20 protein-coding genes are annotated in these 18086 nt (G+C 71.9%); 9 read left to right on the top strand and 11 right to left on the bottom strand.

What is annotated here, in order from left to right:
* Positions 1-104 precede the first annotated feature (104 nt).
* The 4 genes from AB0J71_RS22925 to AB0J71_RS22910 form a co-directional block, all read right to left on the bottom strand.
* The gene (locus AB0J71_RS22925; protein ID WP_364415875.1) at positions 105-794 is read right to left on the bottom strand and encodes a type II secretion system F family protein; all 690 of its coding nucleotides are present in this window, start codon (positions 792-794) and stop codon (positions 105-107) included.
* 37 nt (positions 795-831) lie between these two features.
* Positions 832-1995: a TadA family conjugal transfer-associated ATPase gene (locus AB0J71_RS22920; RefSeq protein ID WP_364415873.1), complete on the bottom strand. Its 1164-nt coding sequence runs from the start codon at positions 1993-1995 to the stop codon at positions 832-834.
* The gene (gene ssd / locus AB0J71_RS22915; RefSeq protein ID WP_364415871.1) at positions 1992-3032 is read right to left on the bottom strand and encodes a septum site-determining protein Ssd; all 1041 of its coding nucleotides are present in this window, start codon (positions 3030-3032) and stop codon (positions 1992-1994) included. The genes AB0J71_RS22920 and ssd overlap by 4 nt, the downstream gene beginning before the upstream one ends.
* Before the next feature lie 733 nt (positions 3033-3765).
* Positions 3766-4545: an oxidoreductase gene (locus tag AB0J71_RS22910; RefSeq protein WP_352319200.1), complete on the bottom strand. Its 780-nt coding sequence runs from the start codon at positions 4543-4545 to the stop codon at positions 3766-3768.
* Positions 4546-5006: 461 nt separating this feature from the next.
* Here AB0J71_RS22910 and acs point away from each other — a divergent pair, with 461 nt between their 5' ends.
* From acs to AB0J71_RS22890, 4 genes are all read left to right on the top strand, one after another.
* A complete protein-coding gene (gene acs / locus AB0J71_RS22905) occupies positions 5007-6980 on the top strand; it encodes an acetate--CoA ligase (protein WP_352319202.1) in 1974 nt (657 codons plus the stop codon).
* 186 nt (positions 6981-7166) lie between these two features.
* Positions 7167-7607 carry a phage holin family protein gene (locus AB0J71_RS22900; RefSeq protein WP_352321392.1) on the top strand — a complete coding sequence of 147 codons (441 nt, stop codon included), beginning with the start codon at positions 7167-7169 and terminating at the stop codon, positions 7605-7607.
* Positions 7597-8514: an alpha/beta hydrolase gene (locus AB0J71_RS22895; protein WP_352321390.1), complete on the top strand. Its 918-nt coding sequence runs from the start codon at positions 7597-7599 to the stop codon at positions 8512-8514. The genes AB0J71_RS22900 and AB0J71_RS22895 overlap by 11 nt, the downstream gene beginning before the upstream one ends.
* Before the next feature lie 16 nt (positions 8515-8530).
* Positions 8531-8974: a DUF309 domain-containing protein gene (locus AB0J71_RS22890; RefSeq protein ID WP_364415869.1), complete on the top strand. Its 444-nt coding sequence runs from the start codon at positions 8531-8533 to the stop codon at positions 8972-8974.
* Here AB0J71_RS22890 and AB0J71_RS22885 read toward each other — a convergent pair.
* Entirely contained in the window at positions 8971-10161 is a 1191-nt protein-coding gene (locus AB0J71_RS22885; RefSeq protein WP_352321387.1) for a MarP family serine protease, read from the bottom strand. The two genes, AB0J71_RS22890 and AB0J71_RS22885, sit on opposite strands and share 4 nt — an antisense overlap.
* Positions 10162-10264: 103 nt before the next feature.
* Between AB0J71_RS22885 and AB0J71_RS22880 the strand changes: the two genes are divergently transcribed.
* Complete coding sequence (locus AB0J71_RS22880) at positions 10265-10756, top strand: HEAT repeat domain-containing protein (protein ID WP_352321385.1); 492 nt, start codon at positions 10265-10267, stop codon at positions 10754-10756.
* 57 nt (positions 10757-10813) lie between these two features.
* Here AB0J71_RS22880 and AB0J71_RS22875 read toward each other — a convergent pair whose 3' ends face one another.
* Together AB0J71_RS22875 and nth are read right to left on the bottom strand one after the other, a co-directional pair.
* Positions 10814-11479, bottom strand: a complete 666-nt coding sequence (locus AB0J71_RS22875) for a CoA pyrophosphatase (RefSeq protein ID WP_352321383.1) — start codon at positions 11477-11479, stop codon at positions 10814-10816.
* A 49-nt stretch (positions 11480-11528) separates the two neighbouring features.
* Positions 11529-12251: an endonuclease III gene (gene nth / locus AB0J71_RS22870; RefSeq protein WP_352321382.1), complete on the bottom strand. Its 723-nt coding sequence runs from the start codon at positions 12249-12251 to the stop codon at positions 11529-11531.
* A 76-nt stretch (positions 12252-12327) separates the two neighbouring features.
* On the opposite strand from nth, the gene AB0J71_RS22865 reads away from it, so the two are divergent.
* The gene (locus tag AB0J71_RS22865; protein WP_352321380.1) at positions 12328-12756 is read left to right on the top strand and encodes a hypothetical protein; all 429 of its coding nucleotides are present in this window, start codon (positions 12328-12330) and stop codon (positions 12754-12756) included.
* A gap of 133 nt (positions 12757-12889) precedes the next feature.
* Entirely contained in the window at positions 12890-13570 is a 681-nt protein-coding gene (locus AB0J71_RS22860; protein WP_352321378.1) for a Crp/Fnr family transcriptional regulator, read from the top strand.
* Here the strand turns inward: AB0J71_RS22860 and AB0J71_RS22855 are convergent.
* The 4 genes from AB0J71_RS22855 to AB0J71_RS22840 are packed head-to-tail and all read right to left on the bottom strand — an operon-like array spanning position 13552 to position 15815.
* Positions 13552-14340, bottom strand: coding sequence for an MBL fold metallo-hydrolase (locus AB0J71_RS22855; RefSeq protein ID WP_352321376.1), 789 nt, complete (start codon positions 14338-14340; stop codon positions 13552-13554). The two genes, AB0J71_RS22860 and AB0J71_RS22855, sit on opposite strands and share 19 nt — an antisense overlap.
* Positions 14337-15155: an NUDIX hydrolase gene (locus AB0J71_RS22850; RefSeq protein WP_352321374.1), complete on the bottom strand. Its 819-nt coding sequence runs from the start codon at positions 15153-15155 to the stop codon at positions 14337-14339. Before AB0J71_RS22850 ends, AB0J71_RS22855 begins: the two co-directional genes overlap by 4 nt.
* Before the next feature lie 49 nt (positions 15156-15204).
* On the bottom strand, positions 15205-15663 hold the full coding sequence (locus AB0J71_RS22845) for a RidA family protein (RefSeq protein ID WP_352321372.1): 459 nt from the start codon (positions 15661-15663) through the stop codon (positions 15205-15207).
* Positions 15660-15815 (bottom strand): hypothetical protein, encoded by a 156-nt coding sequence (locus tag AB0J71_RS22840; protein ID WP_352321370.1) that lies wholly within the window; start codon positions 15813-15815, stop codon positions 15660-15662. The genes AB0J71_RS22845 and AB0J71_RS22840 overlap by 4 nt, the downstream gene beginning before the upstream one ends.
* Before the next feature lie 131 nt (positions 15816-15946).
* Here AB0J71_RS22840 and AB0J71_RS22835 point away from each other — a divergent pair, with 131 nt between their 5' ends.
* Together AB0J71_RS22835 and AB0J71_RS22830 are read left to right on the top strand one after the other, a co-directional pair.
* Complete coding sequence (locus AB0J71_RS22835) at positions 15947-16951, top strand: ArsA-related P-loop ATPase (RefSeq protein ID WP_352321368.1); 1005 nt, start codon at positions 15947-15949, stop codon at positions 16949-16951.
* Positions 16948-18075: an ArsA family ATPase gene (locus AB0J71_RS22830; RefSeq protein ID WP_352321366.1), complete on the top strand. Its 1128-nt coding sequence runs from the start codon at positions 16948-16950 to the stop codon at positions 18073-18075. Before AB0J71_RS22835 ends, AB0J71_RS22830 begins: the two co-directional genes overlap by 4 nt.
* Positions 18076-18086: the final 11 nt, after the last annotated feature.

The following is an 18086-nucleotide window of genomic DNA, read 5'->3' as shown; positions in this document are numbered from 1 at the left end:
GGCTTACAGATCACGCCGGAGTAGCGGCCTACAGATCACGCAGAAGTGCCGGCCTACAGATCACGCAGGAGTACTGGCCTACAGGTGTCGAAGGCGTGGCGGGGTCAGGGTTGGGCTTTGGTGGCCATGCGGTGGGTCCACCACAGGCCGCAGGCGTCGAGGGCGGTGCCGGACAGGAGGCAGAGCAGGCCCGGCCAGGTGCCGAACAGGAAGCTCAGCGGATGCATGTCGAGCGCTCCCGCCATGAGCAGGCCGAGGACCGGCAGGCCCGCGAGCATCCGGGCCGTCGTGCGGGGGCCCGCCAGTTGGGCGGCGACGTCCTGGCGGTGGGTCTGGGCGGCGCGGAGCGTGCCGCCGACTCGTTCGACGAGGGCGGACATGCCGGCGCCCACGGTGAGGCTGACGTCCCAGCAGGCCGCGAGCCGGCGGAGGCCCTCGCCGCCCTGAGCCGGCGCCGCCGCCGTGAGGGCCGCGGAGACGTCGCCGCCGTCTCGCGCGGCGGCCAGGGCGGGGCGCAGGGCTTCCGGGTCGGGGAAGTCGACTGTCGTGATGGCCCGGGTCAGGGCTTCGCCGGGGGTGCGGCCCGCGGCGAGCTCGGCCGAGAGCGACTGGCACAGCTCTATGGAGGCCCGGCGCCAGGAGTCGGCGCGGCGGGCGGGACCGGGGCGGGTGAGGGTGGCCCGCAGCAGGTGTTGCCATGGGAGACGGCGATGGCGAGCGATCAGGAGCGCGTGCAGGCGGCGGGCGGGCGTGGCGGGGCCGGTCCACAGCCAGATGGCGCAGGCTGTGGACAAGGCTGAGACGAGCGCGGCGGTCATCGCCCGGAGGCCTTCACGATGCCCTGCGCAGCAGGGATTCGTAGCCGGGGCCGGTGTGGGAGGAGCCGTTCGCGGCGAAGGTGAGGGCGGGGACCGATTCGACGAGGCCGGCCGGGGTTCTGGAGAGCAGGCAGATCTCGGCGACGCGCCTTCGGCCGTCGCTGCGGGTGCGGGTCAGGTGGACGACCACGTCGAGGGCCGCGGCCAGCTGGCTGTGCACGGCCTCCCTGGTCAGCCCAGCCGCGCAGCCGAGGGCTTCCAGGCGGGGCGGCACGTCGGCCGCGGCGTTGGCGTGCAGGGTGCCGCAGCCGCCCTCGTGGCCGGTGTTCAGGGCGGCGAGCAGGTCGACGACCTCCGCTCCCCTGACCTCGCCCACCACGAGACGGTCGGGACGCATGCGCAACGCCTGGCGCACCAGGTCGCGCAGGCCCACCCCGCCCGCTCCTTCGAGGTTGGCCGGGCGGGTCTCCAGACGGACCACGTGGGGGTGCAGAGGGCGCAGCTCGGCGGAGTCCTCCACCAGCAGGAGCCGTTCGGCCGGGTCGGCCTGGGACAGCAGGGCCGACAGGAGCGTGGTCTTGCCTGTGCCGGTGCCTCCGGTGACGAGGAAGGCGAGCCGGGCGTCGACCATCGCCGTCAGCACCGTGACGGCCGCCGGGGCGATCGTGCCGGCCGACACCAGGTCGGACAGGGTGAAGGTGCGGCGCGGCGGCAGACGCAGCGACACGCAGGTGCCACCGGACGCGATCGGCGGCAGCACGGCGTGCAGCCGGACGCCGCCGGCCAGCCGCGCGTCGACGTAGGGGGACGCGTCGTCGAGCCGGCGACCGGCGGCGGCCGCGAGGCGCTGGGCCAGCCTGCGGACCGCCCCGTCGTCCGTGAAGGTGACGGAGGTGCGGCGCAGGCCGCCGCCGTCGTCGATCCACACCTCGCGTGGGCCGTTGACCAGGACGTCGGTGACGTCGGGGCGGGCCAGGAGCGGCTCCAGCGGGCCGGCGCCGATCAGGTCGGCGCACAGGGCGCGGGCCACCGCCAGGATCTCGGCGTCTCCGTAGACCGAGCGTTCGGCCCGGAGCGCCACGGCCACCTGGGCCGCCGTCGGCTCCACACCGGCGCGCGCCAGGCGGACGCGGACGGCCTCCACGAGCTCCGGCGAGACCTCCTCTGCGGCGCTCATGCCGGGAGCAGGTCGCGGAGGAGGACGGCGCAGAGGGCCCCGAGGACCGTGCGCGGGCCAAGCCCGGGCAGCTCGCCCCGGTTGAGGGTGGCGGTGAGCCTCGGGTGGTCGGGCAGGCGGGCGGCGACGGGGATGCCGAGGGACGCCGCGGCCGTCTCCTCGTCGAGGACGCCGGGACGGAGGACGGCCCGCACGTCGGAGGTGTGTTTGCGGAGCTCCCCCAGGACCTGGACGGTGGACAGGATGCCGCGCAGGTCTGCCGTGGTGACCGTCAGGGTCGTGGTCGCCCTGGTGAGGGCTTCCACGGCGGCCGGGTCGAGATGGCGTGGCAGGTCGACGACGATCAGGTCGAAGCCGCGCCGGCCCGCTTCCAGGACCGAGCGCATGGCCTGGGACGGGATCGCGGCCACCGCGCCCCGGTGGAAGGACAGGACCGCGAGGTCGCCGAACGACGGGAGCGCCGCCCGCAGGGCGGTGGAGCTGATCCTTCCCTCCCTCGCCACGAGGTCGCCCCAGCGGGCGCCCGCCGCCTCCTCGTGGCCGAGCAGCGCGTCGATGCCGCCGCCCAGCGGGTCGGCGTCGACCAGCAGCGTACGGAGGCGGTCGCCCGAGGCGCGCAGGGCCAGGCAGGCGGCGACCACGCTCGCGCCCGCCCCGCCGTGGCCGCCGACGACGCAGGTCACCGCGCCGGACCGGGGTTCGGGCTCCATGGCGTCGGCGAGACGCTCCACGAGGTGGCGCTCGTCGCCGGGCAGGCGGACGACGCCCTGGGCGCCCACGGCCACGCATTTTCGCCAGGTGTCGGGGTCGTCGGGGACGCGGGTCACCAGGAGCACCTGGTCGCGGGCGGGCGGCGAGGTGGCGGAGAGCGCGTCGGCCTGGTCGGGGCCGACGGCGACCAGGGGGGCGAGGTTCCAGTAGGGGCGCGCGCCGGCGGGGGACTGGGCCACGTCGAGCTGGGCGCCGGCGGCGGCCGCGATGCGGACCAGGTCGTCGAGGAGGTCGTGGTCCTCGGTGATGACCAGGGGGCGGTGCACGGGGTCCTCCTCTTGCGGGGGCGTGGGAGGCCAACCCTGCCGGTGAGGAGGGACGTCGCGAGAGGGCGAACGGGATTCTGTGGACGGCGGCGCCGAGGCACGTGCCGCCTGTGGACAACCGGTGAGCCCGAGACGACCTGGGGCGGAAAAAGGGCGACCCCCGCCGGGGGGGAGAGCGGGGGTCGCCTGATCGGTCCGGCTCCGGGGGGGTAGAGCCGGTCCCGTTTCAGAAGAAAGCTTTCATCACTTCACCGGAGCATGGCAAGAGACTTGCAAAGCAATCCCTCACTCAGTCGCTCCAGTTTCGGGCGATACCACCGTATGCTGCCCGATCCACTCGAGTTTCGTCGAGCAGTAATCTGGCATTTTCGCCAAGTTTTTTCGCCACCCCATAACGATCGCATAAAGGCGATCACTGTCCGTAATCGTCACAGGTAGGTAACGGGTTGGCGTTCGCGGGCGCCGCAACGGAACCCTCCCGGCCGCCTCAGGGCCCGGTAAAGGTCTTGTGCCAAGGGGTTCCCATCAGGGGGGATCCGACGTAGAAAGGTGTTACGGACCACTTGTCCGGGTGCATCAGCCGGGCACCCACGTGCGACCAGCCGCGGGAGGCGCGTCGTGACGGGCTTGACCCGCTCCGACGAATTGAGGTGCACGCTTGGTAACCCGGTGTGATGCACCGGCAGACGGCGTCTCGCACGAGACGCCGTCAGCTATGTGACCAGCCCGTCCGTCAGCCCCGCTGCATCGCTTCGCAGATCGCGGTCGTCTCCCGCACCCCCAGGCTTACCGCCGAGGCACAGTGTTGTACCCACTGACCGACGCCCTCGGGGGTGCCGGTCAGGTACGCCCGCAGCGCCTCCGCGTACGGCAGCTCCAGGTGCCCGATCTCCACGACGACCAGCGACTTCGGGTCGAGCCCGTACTCGACCAGGGTCAGCCGCTCCGCCGAGCGGGCCACGACGCCGTCGCACGTACCGAACGGACGCAGCACCGCCAGCTCGGCGTGCACCACGGCGGCCAGCACGATCGCCGGGGCCTTGCCCGCCCCTTCCAGCAGCCGGAGCAGGGCCTCCATCCGCGTCGCGGTCTCCGCGGCCCCCGGCGCGGGGCCGAGCCCGAGCGGGTCGGGGGCGGAGTCGTCCGTACGGGGACGTCCCAGGTCGGGCTGGTCGGCGAGTCCCGCGGCGGCGACGGTGTGCAGGCGGGCCAGCACCTGCCTCGGCGCCTTCCGCCAGGTGGCGCCGAGCCGGCCCATCTCCGCGGACGCCCGCAGCGCCCCCTGGACCAGCGGGTCGTGCACCTCGTCGCGGCGCAGCGCGTCCAGCGGCACGTCGGCGCCCTCGATCGCGGCCGAGGCCCGCGCGCCGCGCAGGGACGACTCGGTGGACACCGCCGGGCTCGCCCGGCGCAGGACGCGATGCCGATAGAGCCTGTCGACGGCCTGCCGGGCCTCGTCAACCGCCTCGGACACGCCTGGGAACCGCGCGATGACGGCCAATGGGTCACTCACGGAAACCGACCTTACCGGCGGGTACACCGTGCCCCACCATGGGCCACACCACCGCCGCGAAAGGCATCACGCCATGCCCCGCCACGGGCCCACACCACCGCCGCAAATGGCACCACACCATGCCCTGCCCTGGGTCACACCGCCGCCGCAAAAGGCATCACGTCATGCCCGCCCGAGACCACGGCCACCGCCATATGAGGCGCCACGCCGCCCCTCGCCATGGACCGGACCGCCGCCGGATTAGGCGCTACGGCACCCCCCGCTTTTTCCCGCCACGCCGAACCGCATATTCTCCTGATTTCAGGATGACAACAGTTCAATTGCGTTTGTCATGCGAGCTGATAATCGTGCGGCCACCCACGCGAATCGGTACAGACCTGTCTAGACCTCTTGTGTGGGGAGGCCGTGAGCTGGTGAAGTGGGACCCGACCTATCCCACCTGGCCATAGAAGGAGCACGAAGTGGCCCCGGAGACCCCTGGCAACGAGACCCAGGCGCTGTCCAACCTGCTGCAGGAGAACCGCCGGTTCGCACCACCGGCTGAGCTGGCCGCGGCCGCGAACGTGACCGCCGCCGCCTACGCCGAGGCCGACGCCGACCGTCTCGCCTTCTGGGAGCGCGCGGCCGAGCGGCTGACCTGGGCCAGGCGGTGGGACACGACGCTGGAGTGGAACGCGCCGTTCGCCAAGTGGTTCGTCGGCGGCGAGCTCAACGTCGCCTACAACTGCGTCGACCGGCACGTCGAGGAGGGACGCGGCGACAAGGTCGCCTACCACTGGGAGGGCGAGCCCGAGGGCGACAGCCGCACGCTCACCTACAACGACCTCAAGACCGAGGTCAGCAAGGCCGCCAACGCCCTTCAGGAGCTCGGCGTGGGCAAGGGCGACCGGGTGGCCATCTACATGCCGATGATCCCCGAGCTGCCGATCGCGATGCTGGCCTGCGCCCGCATCGGCGCGATCCACTCGGTGGTGTTCGGCGGCTTCTCCGCCGGCGCGCTCAAGAGCCGCATCGACGACGCCGACGCCAAGCTCGTGATCACGGCCGACGGCGGCTACCGCCGCGGCAAGCCGAGCGCGCTCAAGCCCACCGTGGACGAGGCCGTCGCCGAGTGCCCCCAGGTGGAGAACGTGCTCGTCGTACGGCGCACCGGCCAGGACGTCGCGGTGGGCGAGAAGGACGTGTGGTGGCACGACCTGGTCGAGCGCCAGAGCGACCAGCACGCCGCCGAGCCCCACGACGCCGAGGACCCGCTGTACATCCTCTACACCAGCGGCACCACCGGTAAGCCCAAGGGCATCCTGCACACGACCGGCGGCTACCTCACCCAGACCGCCTATACGCACCACGCGGTCTTCGACCTCAAGCCCGAGACCGACATCTACTGGTGCACGGCCGACATCGGCTGGGTCACCGGCCATTCCTACATCGTCTACGGCCCCCTCGCCAACGGCGCGACCAGCGTCATCTACGAGGGCACCCCGGACACCCCGCACCGCGGCCGGTTCTGGGAGATCGTGCAGAAGTACAAGGTCACGATCCTCTACACCGCCCCCACGGCGATCCGGACGTTCATGAAGTGGGGCGACGACATCCCCGCCAAGTTCGACATGTCCAGCCTGCGCGTCCTGGGCTCGGTCGGCGAGCCGATCAACCCCGAGGCCTACGTCTGGTACCGGGAGAACATCGGCCACGACCGCTGCCCGGTCGTGGACACCTGGTGGCAGACGGAGACCGGCGCGATCATGATCAGCCCGCTGCCGGGCGTCACCTCGGCCAAGCCGGGCGCGGCGATGCGGCCGCTGCCGGGCATCAACGCCGACGTGGTCGACGACCAGGGCAACAGCGTGCCCAACGGCGGCGGCGGCTTCCTCGTGGTGCGCGAGCCGTGGCCCTCCATGCTGCGCACGATCTGGGGCGACGACCAGCGCTACATCGACACGTACTGGTCGCGTTTCGAGGGCATGTACTTCCCCGGCGACGGCGCGAAGAAGGACGAGGACGGCGACCTGTGGCTGCTCGGCCGCGTCGACGACGTCATGCTCGTCTCCGGCCACAACATCTCCACCACCGAGGTGGAGAGCGCGCTGGTGAGCCACCCCAAGGTCGCCGAGGCGGCCGTGGTCGGCGCCACCGACCCGGTGACCGGCCAGGCCATCGTGTCGTTCGTGATCCTGCGCGGCAGCGTGGAGGAGAGCGACGACATCGCCGCCGAGCTGCGCGACCACGTGGCCAAGACGCTGGGCCCGATCGCCAAGCCGCGGCAGATCCTGGTTGTCCCCGAGCTGCCGAAGACCCGCTCCGGCAAGATCATGCGTCGTCTCCTGCGCGACGTGGCCGAGAACCGCAGCATCGGCGACGTCACCACGCTGGCCGACAGCACGGTGATGAACCTCATCTCCGAGAAGCTGCCCGCGGCCAAGTCCGAGGACTGATCAGGCCGCAGGACAGCTGAGGCGCATGCCCGAACCGGGCATGCGCCTCAGCTGTCTCCACCGGACGGCGTTATCGTGGGCGATCGGGTAGTTCTGTGAGTAGCAGCGTCCTCGGCGTGTTCGGTGGCGCCCAGCCGTCAGTACGGGATGTTTGACACGGCCACCAGGCCTCGATAGGAGACGTTCATGCCGCAGACTCCCGAGGAAGAATCCCTGGGCTCGCTGGTCGCCCAGGCCAGCAGCCATATCTCCGACCTCGTCCGCTCCGAGATCGAGCTGGCCAAGGCCGAGTTCAAGTTCGACGCCAAGCGGGTGGGCATGGCCGCGGGCCTGTTCGCCGCCGCCGCGTTCATGGCGCACCTGTGCCTGATCCTGGCCTCGTTCACCATCGCGTACGTGCTCGCCCAGTGGCTGCCCAACTGGCTGGCCTTCCTCATCGTGACCGTCTTCTACCTGGTGGCCGCGGGCCTGCTGGTGCTGGTCGGCGTACGCCGGCTGAAGGGCCTGGCCGGGATGAAGCGCACCGCCAGGTCGATCAAGGGCCTCAAGGAGATCGCGACGCCGGAGGAGCAGCCGCTTCCCGTGCCCAGTCCCGAGGGCCAGCCGGTGAGTCGTGATGGCACCTGACGAGTCGGTCGTCCAGATCGACGGCCCGTGGACACACCGGGCCGTGCACGCCGGCGGCACCCGCTTCCACGTCGTGGAGGCCGGCGAGGGGCCGCTGGTCCTGCTGCTGCACGGGTTCCCGCAGTTCTGGTGGACCTGGCGCAACCAGCTCACCTCCCTCGCCCGGGCCGGTTTCCGGGCGGTCGCCGCCGATCTGCGCGGCTACGGCGGCAGCGACAAGCCGCCGCGCGGCTACGACCTGCCCACCCTGGCCGCCGACGCGACCGGCCTGATCCGCGCGCTGGGCGAGACCGGCGCGGTCGTCGTCGGGCACGGCTGGGGCGGCCTGCTGGCCTGGACGATGGCCGTGCTCGACCCCAAGTGCGTGCGCCGGCTGGTGGCGGTCTCGGCGCCGCACCCGCTGCGGCTGCGCAACGCGCTGATGACCGACCCCGCCCAGTTCAAGGCCGGCCGGCACGCGCTCGGCTACCAGCTCCCGCTGCTGCCCGAACGCCGGCTCACCCGGCACGACGCCGCCCTGGTCGGCCGCATCCTGACGAGCTGGTCGGCGCCCGGCTGGCCCGACGCCGAGACCGCGCGCACCTACCGGGAGGCGTTCCGGATCCCCGCCGTGGCCCACTCGGCGCTGGAGTACCACCGCTGGTTCGGCCGTTCCCAGCTGCGGCCGGACGGCCGCCGCTACGCCCGGGTCATGCGTACCGAGATCGAGGCGCCGACGCTGCACCTGCACGGCGCGCTCGACCCGTGCGTGCTGCCCCGCACCGCCCAGGGCTCCAGCCGGTACGTCGCCGCCCCCTACCGCTGGCGGCTGTTCGAGGGCGCCGGCCATTTCCCCCACGAAGAGATCCCCGACGTGTTCGACACCGAGCTGCTCGGCTGGCTGGCCGACCCCGAGCCCGACCGATGAGGAAGCCCCGCGAGCGATGAGAGACCGCGACCCCCAGGGCAAGCCGCGCAACGCCAGGCCACGCGACGCGTACGGCAGGCCGCTCCCCTACGGCTCGCCCGGCGTCGACCGGGTCCCCGACGACTACGCCCCCACCACCGAACGGGCGCTCGCCGACGCGCGGCGTTTCCTGGCCGAAGGGCTGCCGTTCAACGCCCACGAGGTCTTCGAGGGCCGCTGGAAGTGCGCGCCCGAGGAGGAGCGCGAGTTGTGGCAGGGGCTCGCGCAGATCTGCGTCGGCCTGACGCACCTCCAGCGCGGCAACGGTCGCGGCGCGGTCACCCTGTTCAGCCGCGGCGCGGCCAGGGCGCAGGCGTACGGCGGCGACTACGACGCCGTCGGCAGGGCGGCCACCGGCCTGACCCAGGACAGCGACCCCGCCGAGGCGATCGCCCTGATCCTGGGCGAGCTGCCCGGTTAGTCGCACTCCTGGGTGCTGGCCGCGGAGGTGTCGTTCCGGCCCTGGCCGGCGTCGGGCGCGACCTCCTCGGCGGTCAGCACGTAACCGGTGTCCTTCTCGCTGACCGCGGCGGCGAAGATCACGCCGTAGACGCGGCCGTCGACGGTGAGCAGCGGGCCGCCGGAGTTGCCCGGCAGCACCTTGCCGCGGATCGCGTAGACCTTCCGCCGGACGTTGCTGCCGTGGTAGATGTCGGGGCCCTCGGCGTCGAGGCGGCCGCCGATGCGGGCCGGCTCGGCGGTGAAGCCCTTGCCCCTGGGGAAGCCGGCGATGATCGCGTTGGCGCCGCGCTTGCCGTCGGCCTCGAAGCTGAGCTGCGGCAGGTCGAGGCCGGGCACGTAGAGGATCGCGATGTCGCGCTGGGGGTTGTAGCGCACGACCTTGGCCGGGTGGCGCACGTTCTTGTAGTCGATGACCTCGAGATCGCGGGTGACGCCGGCGACGACGTGGGCGTTGGTCATGATCCGGTCGTCGGCGTAGACGAAGCCGGTGCCCTCGATGTGCTTGTTGCAGCTCTCGGCGTTGCCCTGGACCTTGACGATGGCCCGCTGGGCCCGGCCCAGCTTGGCGCCCTGGAGGATGCTCTGCGCGGGCGGCGGCACGTCGATCAGCGTGTCGGCGCCGATCGCGTCGAAGACGGGCGGGAACTCCGACCTGTCGACGAACTTCTTGAACGGCTGCTGCCAGTTGCGCGCGGCCTGCGGGATCGCGTCGTCGACGGTGGTCAGCAGCGCGGAGTTCTTGACCTGGTCGACCAGCGGGGTGAACGTCGTCGAGACGATCAGCGACCCGATCAGCCAGGCGATCACCAGCACGGACAGCGCGCTGGCGAACGTGCCGCCCACCGCGTCGGCCATCTTGGCCGGCTCCCACGTCACGTGGCTGCGCACGACCGCGCCGACCGTGGAGGAGGCGAACTGGCCGATCGTGGCGGCCAGGAAGACGATCACGATCGCGAGCAGCGCCTGCGGGGTGTCGCCGTCGACGACGGCCTTGGCGATCGGTGGAGCGATGAAGATGCCGAGCACGGCGCCGCCCACGAACCCCACGAAGCTCATCGCGCCGATGATGAAGCCCTGTCGGTAGCCGGATACGCCGAAGGCGATCACGAGGCCGATCAATATGAGGTCAAGCAGATCACCGCGCACGCTTCAAAGGTAGCCAGCGATACGGTCAAGTGTGCACGTCTTCCGCCAGGACGGCGTCACCCGCCTGGCTATCTTGAGCGGTATGCCGCCGGCCGAGGGAACAGTGCGCGATCTCATCCAGGCAGCTCTCAGCGACACCGATCCGGACGGCCCGCTGCGCTGGCACGTGATCTGCCAGCTGCGCCAGCGGGCCGACCTGGAGTCGTTCATCGAGGCACGCCGTCTGTGCGCTGCGGACAACGTGGCCGAGCGCCTGCTCGGGGTGGACATCATGGGCATGTTGCGGCCGTTCGTGGACCGTACGCTGCCGGTGCTGCGCTACCTGGCCGCCAGCGAGGACGACGCCATGGTCCTGTACTCCGTGCTGATCGCCTTCGGCCACCTGGCCGACCCCCGCTCGCTGCCTTCGGTGATCGACCTGGCCTGTCACGGCGACGCCCGGGTGCGGTACGGGGCCGCGTACGCGCTGCAGCACGTGCTCGGCGACCCGCCCGACCGGGCCGGCCTGGAGATGCTGCGCACCCTGGCCGCCGACGACGACGCCGACGTGGCCGACTGGGCCTCGCTGGGCGTCTCGCTCAGGGCCCCGGAGTGACCCCGGCCCGGCGTCCCGCGTCAGGGCGCCGGAGCGACCCTGGCCCGGCGTCCTGCGTCAGGGGGCCGGAGTGGTGCGCTCGCGCAGGCCGAGCCGCACGACCTCGGCCGGCAGGTCCTCCAGCCGCGCCTGGTCCCAGGGACGTTCGAGGCCGCCCTCGCGCAGCACGGCGTCGAGCACCATGGCGGTGAACCCCCACACCAGCATGCCCCGCACGTGGAAGGCCGGGCCGGCGAGCCCGCTGGGATGCCGCAACATGACCCGGTTGCCCGGATCGACCAGTTCGGCGATCGGCACCCGCTCCACGGACTCCACCTCGTCCGGCGAGGCCGCGTGCACGGCGGAAGGCGTGTGCCACCAGCCGAACACCGGGGTGACCCGGTTGTCGCTGTGATCGAGGTAGAGCTCGGGCATCGTGCCGAGGACGCGGACGCCGCGGGGATCGACGCCGGTCTCCTCCTCCGCCTCGCGCAGGGCCGCGCCGACCGGGCCGCCGTCGCCGGGATCGACGCCGCCGCCGGGGAAGGCGGGCTGGCCCGCGTGCCTGCGCCCGCGTGAGCTGCGCTGGATGAGCAGCACGTCGGGGCCGAGCGGGCCCTCGCCGAACAACATCAGCACCGCGGCCGGGCGCCCGCCGTCGGCCGGGGGACGCAGGTATCGGGGGACCGTGATGCGCGCGGCCTGCGCCGCCAGCCGTTCGAGCCAGTCGGGCACTTCTGTCACGCCAACCTCCAACACGGCACGGCCTCGATCACTTCCCGCGGCTCGGGGATCAGGAGAAGGGACCGGGCCTGACCAGCTTCTCGGCCTCCGCCTCGCCGGTGGGCCCGGTGCCGAAGGAGGGGCACAGGTTCGCCAGCGGGCACACGCCGCAGGCCGGACGGCGGGCGTGGCAGATGCGGCGGCCGTGCCAGATCACCCGGTGGGAGAAGATCGTCCACTCGCGCCGGGGCAGCAGCTCGGCCACGATGTGCTCGATCTTGACGGGGTCGGTCTCCTCAGTCCAGCCGAAGCGGCGCACGAGCCGCTGGAAGTGCGTGTCGACGGTCAGCCCCGGCACGCCGAACGCGTTGCCGAGCACCACGTTCGCGGTCTTGCGGCCCACGCCGGGCAGGGTGACCAGGTCTTTGAGCCGGCCGGGCACCTCGCCGCGGTAACGCTCGCACACGGCCTGGGCCATGCCGATGATGCTGTTGGTCTTCGCGCGGAAGAAGCCGGTCGAGCGGATGATGTCTTCCATCTCGGCGCGGTCGGCGGCGGCGTAGTCCTCGACGGTGGGGTATTTGGCGAACAGGGTGGGGGTCACCATGTTCACCCGCTTGTCGGTGCACTGGGCCGACAGGATGGTGGCGACCAGGAGCTCCAGCGGGTTGCGGAAGTCGAGCTCACAGTGGGCGTCGGGGTAGGTCTCGGCGAGGATACGGTTCATCTTGCGTGCCCGCCGTACCAGGGCGAGCTGGGTCTCCGGCTTGCGCCCCGCCGCGTTCGTGGCCATGCCGCAAGACTATGGGAACGGTTGAACCTTCTACGCCGCGTTCGCGTACAACCTGGCGGCTTGGAGGGCGGCGACCATGGGCGATCGGCACAAGGGCGAGTCACTGACCGAGTTCGTCCGCGCGGGCGGGCCGTTGCGCGGCGCGGCGCTGCACCGGCTGGCGCTGGGCAGCGCGGCGGCGATGGCGAGGATGCACGCCCACGGCGTGACCGGCCTGCGGCTCACCCCGGACAACGTCGCGCTCGGCACGCGCGGCCAGGTGCTGGTGGGCGTGCAGGGCTCGCCCGGTCGCGGCGGCCCGGCCGCCGACGTGCGGGACTGGGCCGAGCTGGTGAGGTTCGCGAGCGGGTCCGGCGCGCTGCCGCAGCCGCTGCGCGGCGTCGTCGAGCGGTGCCGCCGTCCGGAGCCGGCCGGCCGCCCTTCGGCGGCCCATGTCGTACGCGTCCTGCTGGGCCACACGATGGCGACGGCGGTCGCCTCCGTGGACGACCTCCTGCGGAAGTAAGCAGGTCACCCGATTTGTTCATACACTTCAGTGCGCCACACAACAGGGCAATACCGGGCTAACCCGGGCATTCCCATAGCCTGTGTGTGCCGCCCGGAGTGGGGTGAGTCACAATGGCAGCAGAGGAGGCAGAGTGAACACCGAAGATGTGCTGGGCAAGGCCCCCCTGTTCGCCGCGCTCGACCGCGAGAGCGCCGCGGCGCTGCGGACGAGCATCACCGAGGTCCAGCTGTCCAAGGGACAGACCCTCTTCCACGAGAACGAGACCGGCGACCGGCTCTACGTCGTGCTCGAAGGCAAGATCAAACTTTCCCGCACGTCGCCCGACGGCCGCGAGAACCTGCTGAGCGTGCTCGGCCCGAGCGAGATGTTCGGCGAGCTGTCGCTGTTCGACCCGCGTCCGCGCACCGCCACGGCGACGGCGCTGACCGACGTGCGCCTGGCCGGTCTGGGCCACGACGACCTGCGCCCGTGGCTGACCGGCCGCCCCGAGGTGGCGCTGCACCTGCTGCGCGCGCTGGCCCAGCGGCTGCGCCGCACCAACGACGTGCTGGCCGACCTGGTCTTCACCGACGTGCCCGGCCGGGTCGCCAAGCAGCTCCTCGACCTGGCCGAGCGGTTCGGCGCCAAGACCGACGACGGCATGCGCGTGCACCACGACCTCACCCAGGAGGAGCTGGCCCAGCTCGTCGGGGCCTCGCGCGAGACGGTGAACAAGGCCCTGGCCGACTTCGCCCAGCGCGGCTGGCTGCGCATCGAGGCCAAGGCCGTGGTCATCCTCGACATGGACCGGCTCTACAACCGTTCCAGGTAGTCGAGCTGGGCCCGCACGGAGACCTCCGCGGCGGGCCAGAGCGACCTGTCGACGTCGGCGTACACGATCTCGACGACCTCCCGCGGCGTGCGCGCGCCCTGCGCCTGCGCCGCCCTGATCTGGTCGAGCCGCTGCCGCCGGTGGGCGATGTAGCCGTCGAGGGCCGCGATCGGGTCGGGCAGCACCGGGCCGTGGCCGGGCAGCAGCGCCCGCGCCCCCAGGCCCTCGGCCGCCGCCCGCAGCCGGTCGAGGCTGCGCAGGTAGTCGCCGAGGCCGCCGTCCTGGGCGATGATCGTGGTGCCCCGGCCGAGGACGGTGTCGCCGGTCAGCATGGCCCGATCCTGGGCCAGCCAGAAGCACAGCGAGTCGAACGAGTGGCCGGGCGTGGCGTGGACGTGCAGCTCCAGGCCGTCGACCGTGATCACGTCGCCGTCGCCGAGCCCTTCGTCGCCGAGCCGGTGGCGCGGGTCGAGGGCGCGTACGGGGGCGTCGACCAGCTCGGCGAACCGCTTGGCGCCGCCGCTGTGGTCGGCGTGGCCGTGCGTGAGCAGGATCTGGGTGACCCGCCGCTCGCCCAGATGGTCGCGTACGCGCAGCAGGTGCGCCTCGTCGTCGGGCCCGGGATCGACCACGACCGCGTCGCGGGTGCCGATGACCCAGGTGTTGGTGCCGTCGAGCGTCATGGCGGACGGGTTGGGCGCCAGCAGGTTCTCGGCGTGCTCGGTACGGGAGCCGTCGGGCGTGCCGAGCGGGATGTGCAGGCCGCTCACGGCGTCATCAACCTCATCTCCCCCTCGACCTCCACGGCCGCCGGCAGGATCGCGGTGATCCGCCGCTCCTCGGCCAGCACGGACGTCACGCTGTCGTGCCCGGCCAGCTCGGTGAGCGTGTGCGAGGTGGGCGGCATCAGGAAGATCTCGCCCGCGCGCCACAGCTCGATCGCCTCGGCCGGCCGCCGCCACACCACGTGGTCGGCCTCGCCCCCGACGTCGCGCGTGCGCTGCCCCTCGGGCAGCACCGCCACGAAGAACCGGGTGTCGAACCTGCGCTGCTCGATCTCCGGCGTGATCCAGTGGGCCCACGGCTTGAGCAGGTCGGACCGCAGCACCAGGCCCCGCTTGGCCAGGAAGTCGGCGAAGGCCAGGCTCCGGTCGATCAGCGCCAGCCGGTCGGCCTCCCAGTCGTCGCCCGTGGTGTCCTCGACCACGCTGTCCGGCCCCGGGCCCGCCAGCAGCACCCCGGACTCCTCGAACGTCTCCCGCACGGCCGCGCACACCAGCCCGCGCGCCACGTTCTCACTGGCGTGGAAGACCTCTCCCCACTCCTTGGGGGACGGCCCGGCCCAGGCCACCGCCTGGTCGGTGTCGCGTGGATCGACGGAGCCGCCGGGGAAGACGTAGGCGCCCGCCGCGAAGGCCATCGTGGACTTCCGCCGGAGCAGGTAGACCTCGGGCCCGCCGCGCGGGCCCGAGCCGCGCAGGATCACCACCGTGGCGGCGTCGCGCGCCGGGACGGGGGCGAGCCGCCCGGCGATGATCTCTCTGGCTCGCGCGGCGAGCTCGTCGGGAAGGGGAAGACCGGCCACCTGACCTCCTACTAGAACATCACTCGGTCATGGTGACACATCCTGATGGTCAGGAGACCTCCGCGATCAGCTCCACTTCCACGGGGGCGTCCAGCGGCAGCGCGGCCACGCCCACGGCGCTGCGGGCGTGCTTGCCCGCCTCGCCGAACACCTCGGCCAGGAAGTCGCTGGCGCCGTTGGCCACCTGCGGCTGCTCGGTGAAGCTCGGCGCGCTGGCCACGAAGACCACGACCTTGACGATCCGCCGCACCCGGGACAGCTCGCCCAGCTCGGCCTTCAGCGCGGCCAGCGCGTTGAGCACGCAGATGCGCGCCTGCGCCTTCCCCTCGTCGACGCCGAGGTCGACGCCGAGCTTGCCGGTCTGGTGCAGCTTGCCCTCCAGCATGGGCACCTGGCCGGAGGTGTAGACCAGGTCACCGGTACGGGCGGTCGGCACGTACGCGGCCAGCGGCGTCACCGGCTGGGGCAGCTCGTACCCGAGCTCGGCGATCCGCTCCTCGGGGGTCATGCCTTCTCCCGCTTGAAGTAGGCGACGAGCTGCTCGGGCGAGGCGCCCTGGACGATCTGGACGAGCTCCCAGCCGTCGGACCCGAAGTTGTCGAGGATCATCTTCGTGTTGTGGATCAGCACCGGAGCGGTGAGGTACTCCCATTTCTTCATGGCATGACGATCTCATGGAAAGCCGCTTCCCGGCCTGTCACCCCACCCATACGGGAGGCGGTGACCACAATGTGAGCAATCAAACGGTGGCCGTCGGGTTTCGACAAGTAACCGTTCGGTAGCCTCGAAACGTGGACTTCCCGGACACGGATTGGGGCGACGTGCGGCTGCACGTCGTCACCGGCAAGGGCGGCACCGGCAAGACGACCGTCGCCGCCGCCCTCGCCCTCGCACTGGCCGCGGGCGGGCGCAAGGTGCTGCTCGTCGAGGTGGAGGGCAGGCAGGGCATCGCCCAGATCTTCGACCTGCCGCCACTGCCCTACGAGGAGCGCAAGATCGCCGTCGCGCCCTCCGGCGGCGACGTGTACGCGCTGGCCATCGATCCCGAAGAGGCCATGCTCGAATACATGGAGATGTTCTACGGCATGCGCAGGGCCGGGCGCGCGCTGACCAAGATGGGCATCGTCGACTTCGCCACCACCGTGGCCCCCGGGTTCCGCGACGTCCTGGTCACCGGCAAGACGACCGAGGCCGTGCGCAGGCGGGGCAAGAACGGCCGCCGGGTCTACGACGCCGTCGTCCTCGACGCGCCGCCCACCGGCCGCATCACGCGCTTCCTGAACGTCACCCAGGAGGTCGCCGGCCTGGCCAAGGTCGGACCGATCAAGAACCACTCGGAACTCGTGAACGGCGTCGTGAAGTCCAGGGAGACGATGGTGCACTTCGTCACCCTCCTGGAGGAGATGCCGGTGCAGGAGACCCTCGACGGGGTCGCCGAATTGCGCTCGGCCGGGCTCCCCGCAGGTTGCGTTTTCATCAACATGGTCCGTGAATCACTGCTTCCACAGGCCGCTCTTGACATGGCTGTCAAGGGCCGATTCGACGTGGGCGAGCTGGCGCTCGGGCTCAAGGCGGCCGGTCTCGCCGACACCTCCGACGCCGCCGCGATGGCCGAGGCGCTCGCCGAGGAGGTCGTCGAGCACGCCCGCCGCACCGAGCTGGAGCACGCCGAGCGCGAGTCGCTGGCCGAGGCCGGCCTGCCGCGCGTCGAGCTGCCGCTGCTGGCCGACGGCGTCGACCTGGCCGGCCTGTACGAGCTGGCCGAGATCCTCCGCACCCACCGGGGAGCCGCGTGAAGAAGCCCATCCCCCTCGACGTCGACGCGATCCTCGACGACAAGGGCACCCGGATCATCGTCTGCTGCGGCTCCGGCGGCGTCGGCAAGACCACGACCGCCGCGGCCCTCGGCCTGCGCGCCGCCGAACGCGGCCGGTGCGCGGTGGTGCTGACCGTCGACCCGGCGCGCCGCCTGGCCCAGTCGATGGGCCTGACCGAGCTGGACAACACCCCGCGCCTGGTCAGCTCGCCCGAGGGCGGCGGCCAGCTCTTCGCCATGATGCTCGACATGAAGCGCACGTTCGACGAGATCATCGAGGCGCACGCCGACCCGGAACGGGCCCGCCAGATCCTGTCGAACCCCTTCTACCAGTCGCTGTCCTCCAGTTTCTCGGGCACGCAGGAGTACATGGCGATGGAGAAGCTCGGCCAGCTCCGCCGCTCCGACGAGTGGGACCTGATCATCGTGGACACGCCGCCCTCGCGGTCGGCGCTGGACTTCCTCGACGCGCCCGAGCGGCTCGGCCGCTTCCTCGACGGACGGTTCATCCGGCTGCTCACCGCTCCCGCCAAGGCGGGCGGACGCAGCGCGTTCCGGCTGCTCAACGCCGGGTTCGGGTTGATGGCCGGGGCGATGACCAAGCTGCTCGGCGCGCAGGTGATCAAGGACCTGCAGACGTTCGTGTCCGCGCTGGACGCCGTGTTCGGCGGGTTCAGGCAGCGGGCCGAGATGACGTACAAGCTGTTGCAGGCGCCGGGCACGGCCTTCCTCGTGGTGGCCGCGCCGGAGCGCGACGCGATGAGGGAGGCGTCGTACTTCGTGGAACGGCTCGCCGAGGAGCGCATGCCCCTCGCCGGGCTCGTGGTGAACCGGGTGCACGTGTCGCCCGGCTCGGCGCTCTCGGCGGCACGCAGCGCCGCCGCGGCCGAGGACCTGGAGTCGAGGGGCGAACACGAGTTGACGGCCGCTGTGCTGCGGCTGCACACCGGCCGGATGCAACTCGCCACTCGCGAGAGCCGCGAGCAGGAGCATTTCGTCTCGGCGCATCCCACGGTGCCCGTGGCACAGGTACGTGCGATGTCCGGAGATGTCCACGACCTAGCCGGCTTGCGGCAGATCGGGAACCTGTTGGCGAGCGCGTAGAGAAAGCACGG

It is taken from the genome of Nonomuraea sp. NPDC049637 (genome assembly GCF_040675235.1).
GTDB lineage: Bacteria > Actinomycetota > Actinomycetes > Streptosporangiales > Streptosporangiaceae > Nonomuraea.
The sequence above is the reverse complement of the archived record's forward strand: the minus strand, read 5'-3'. Positions and strand labels throughout refer to the sequence as shown.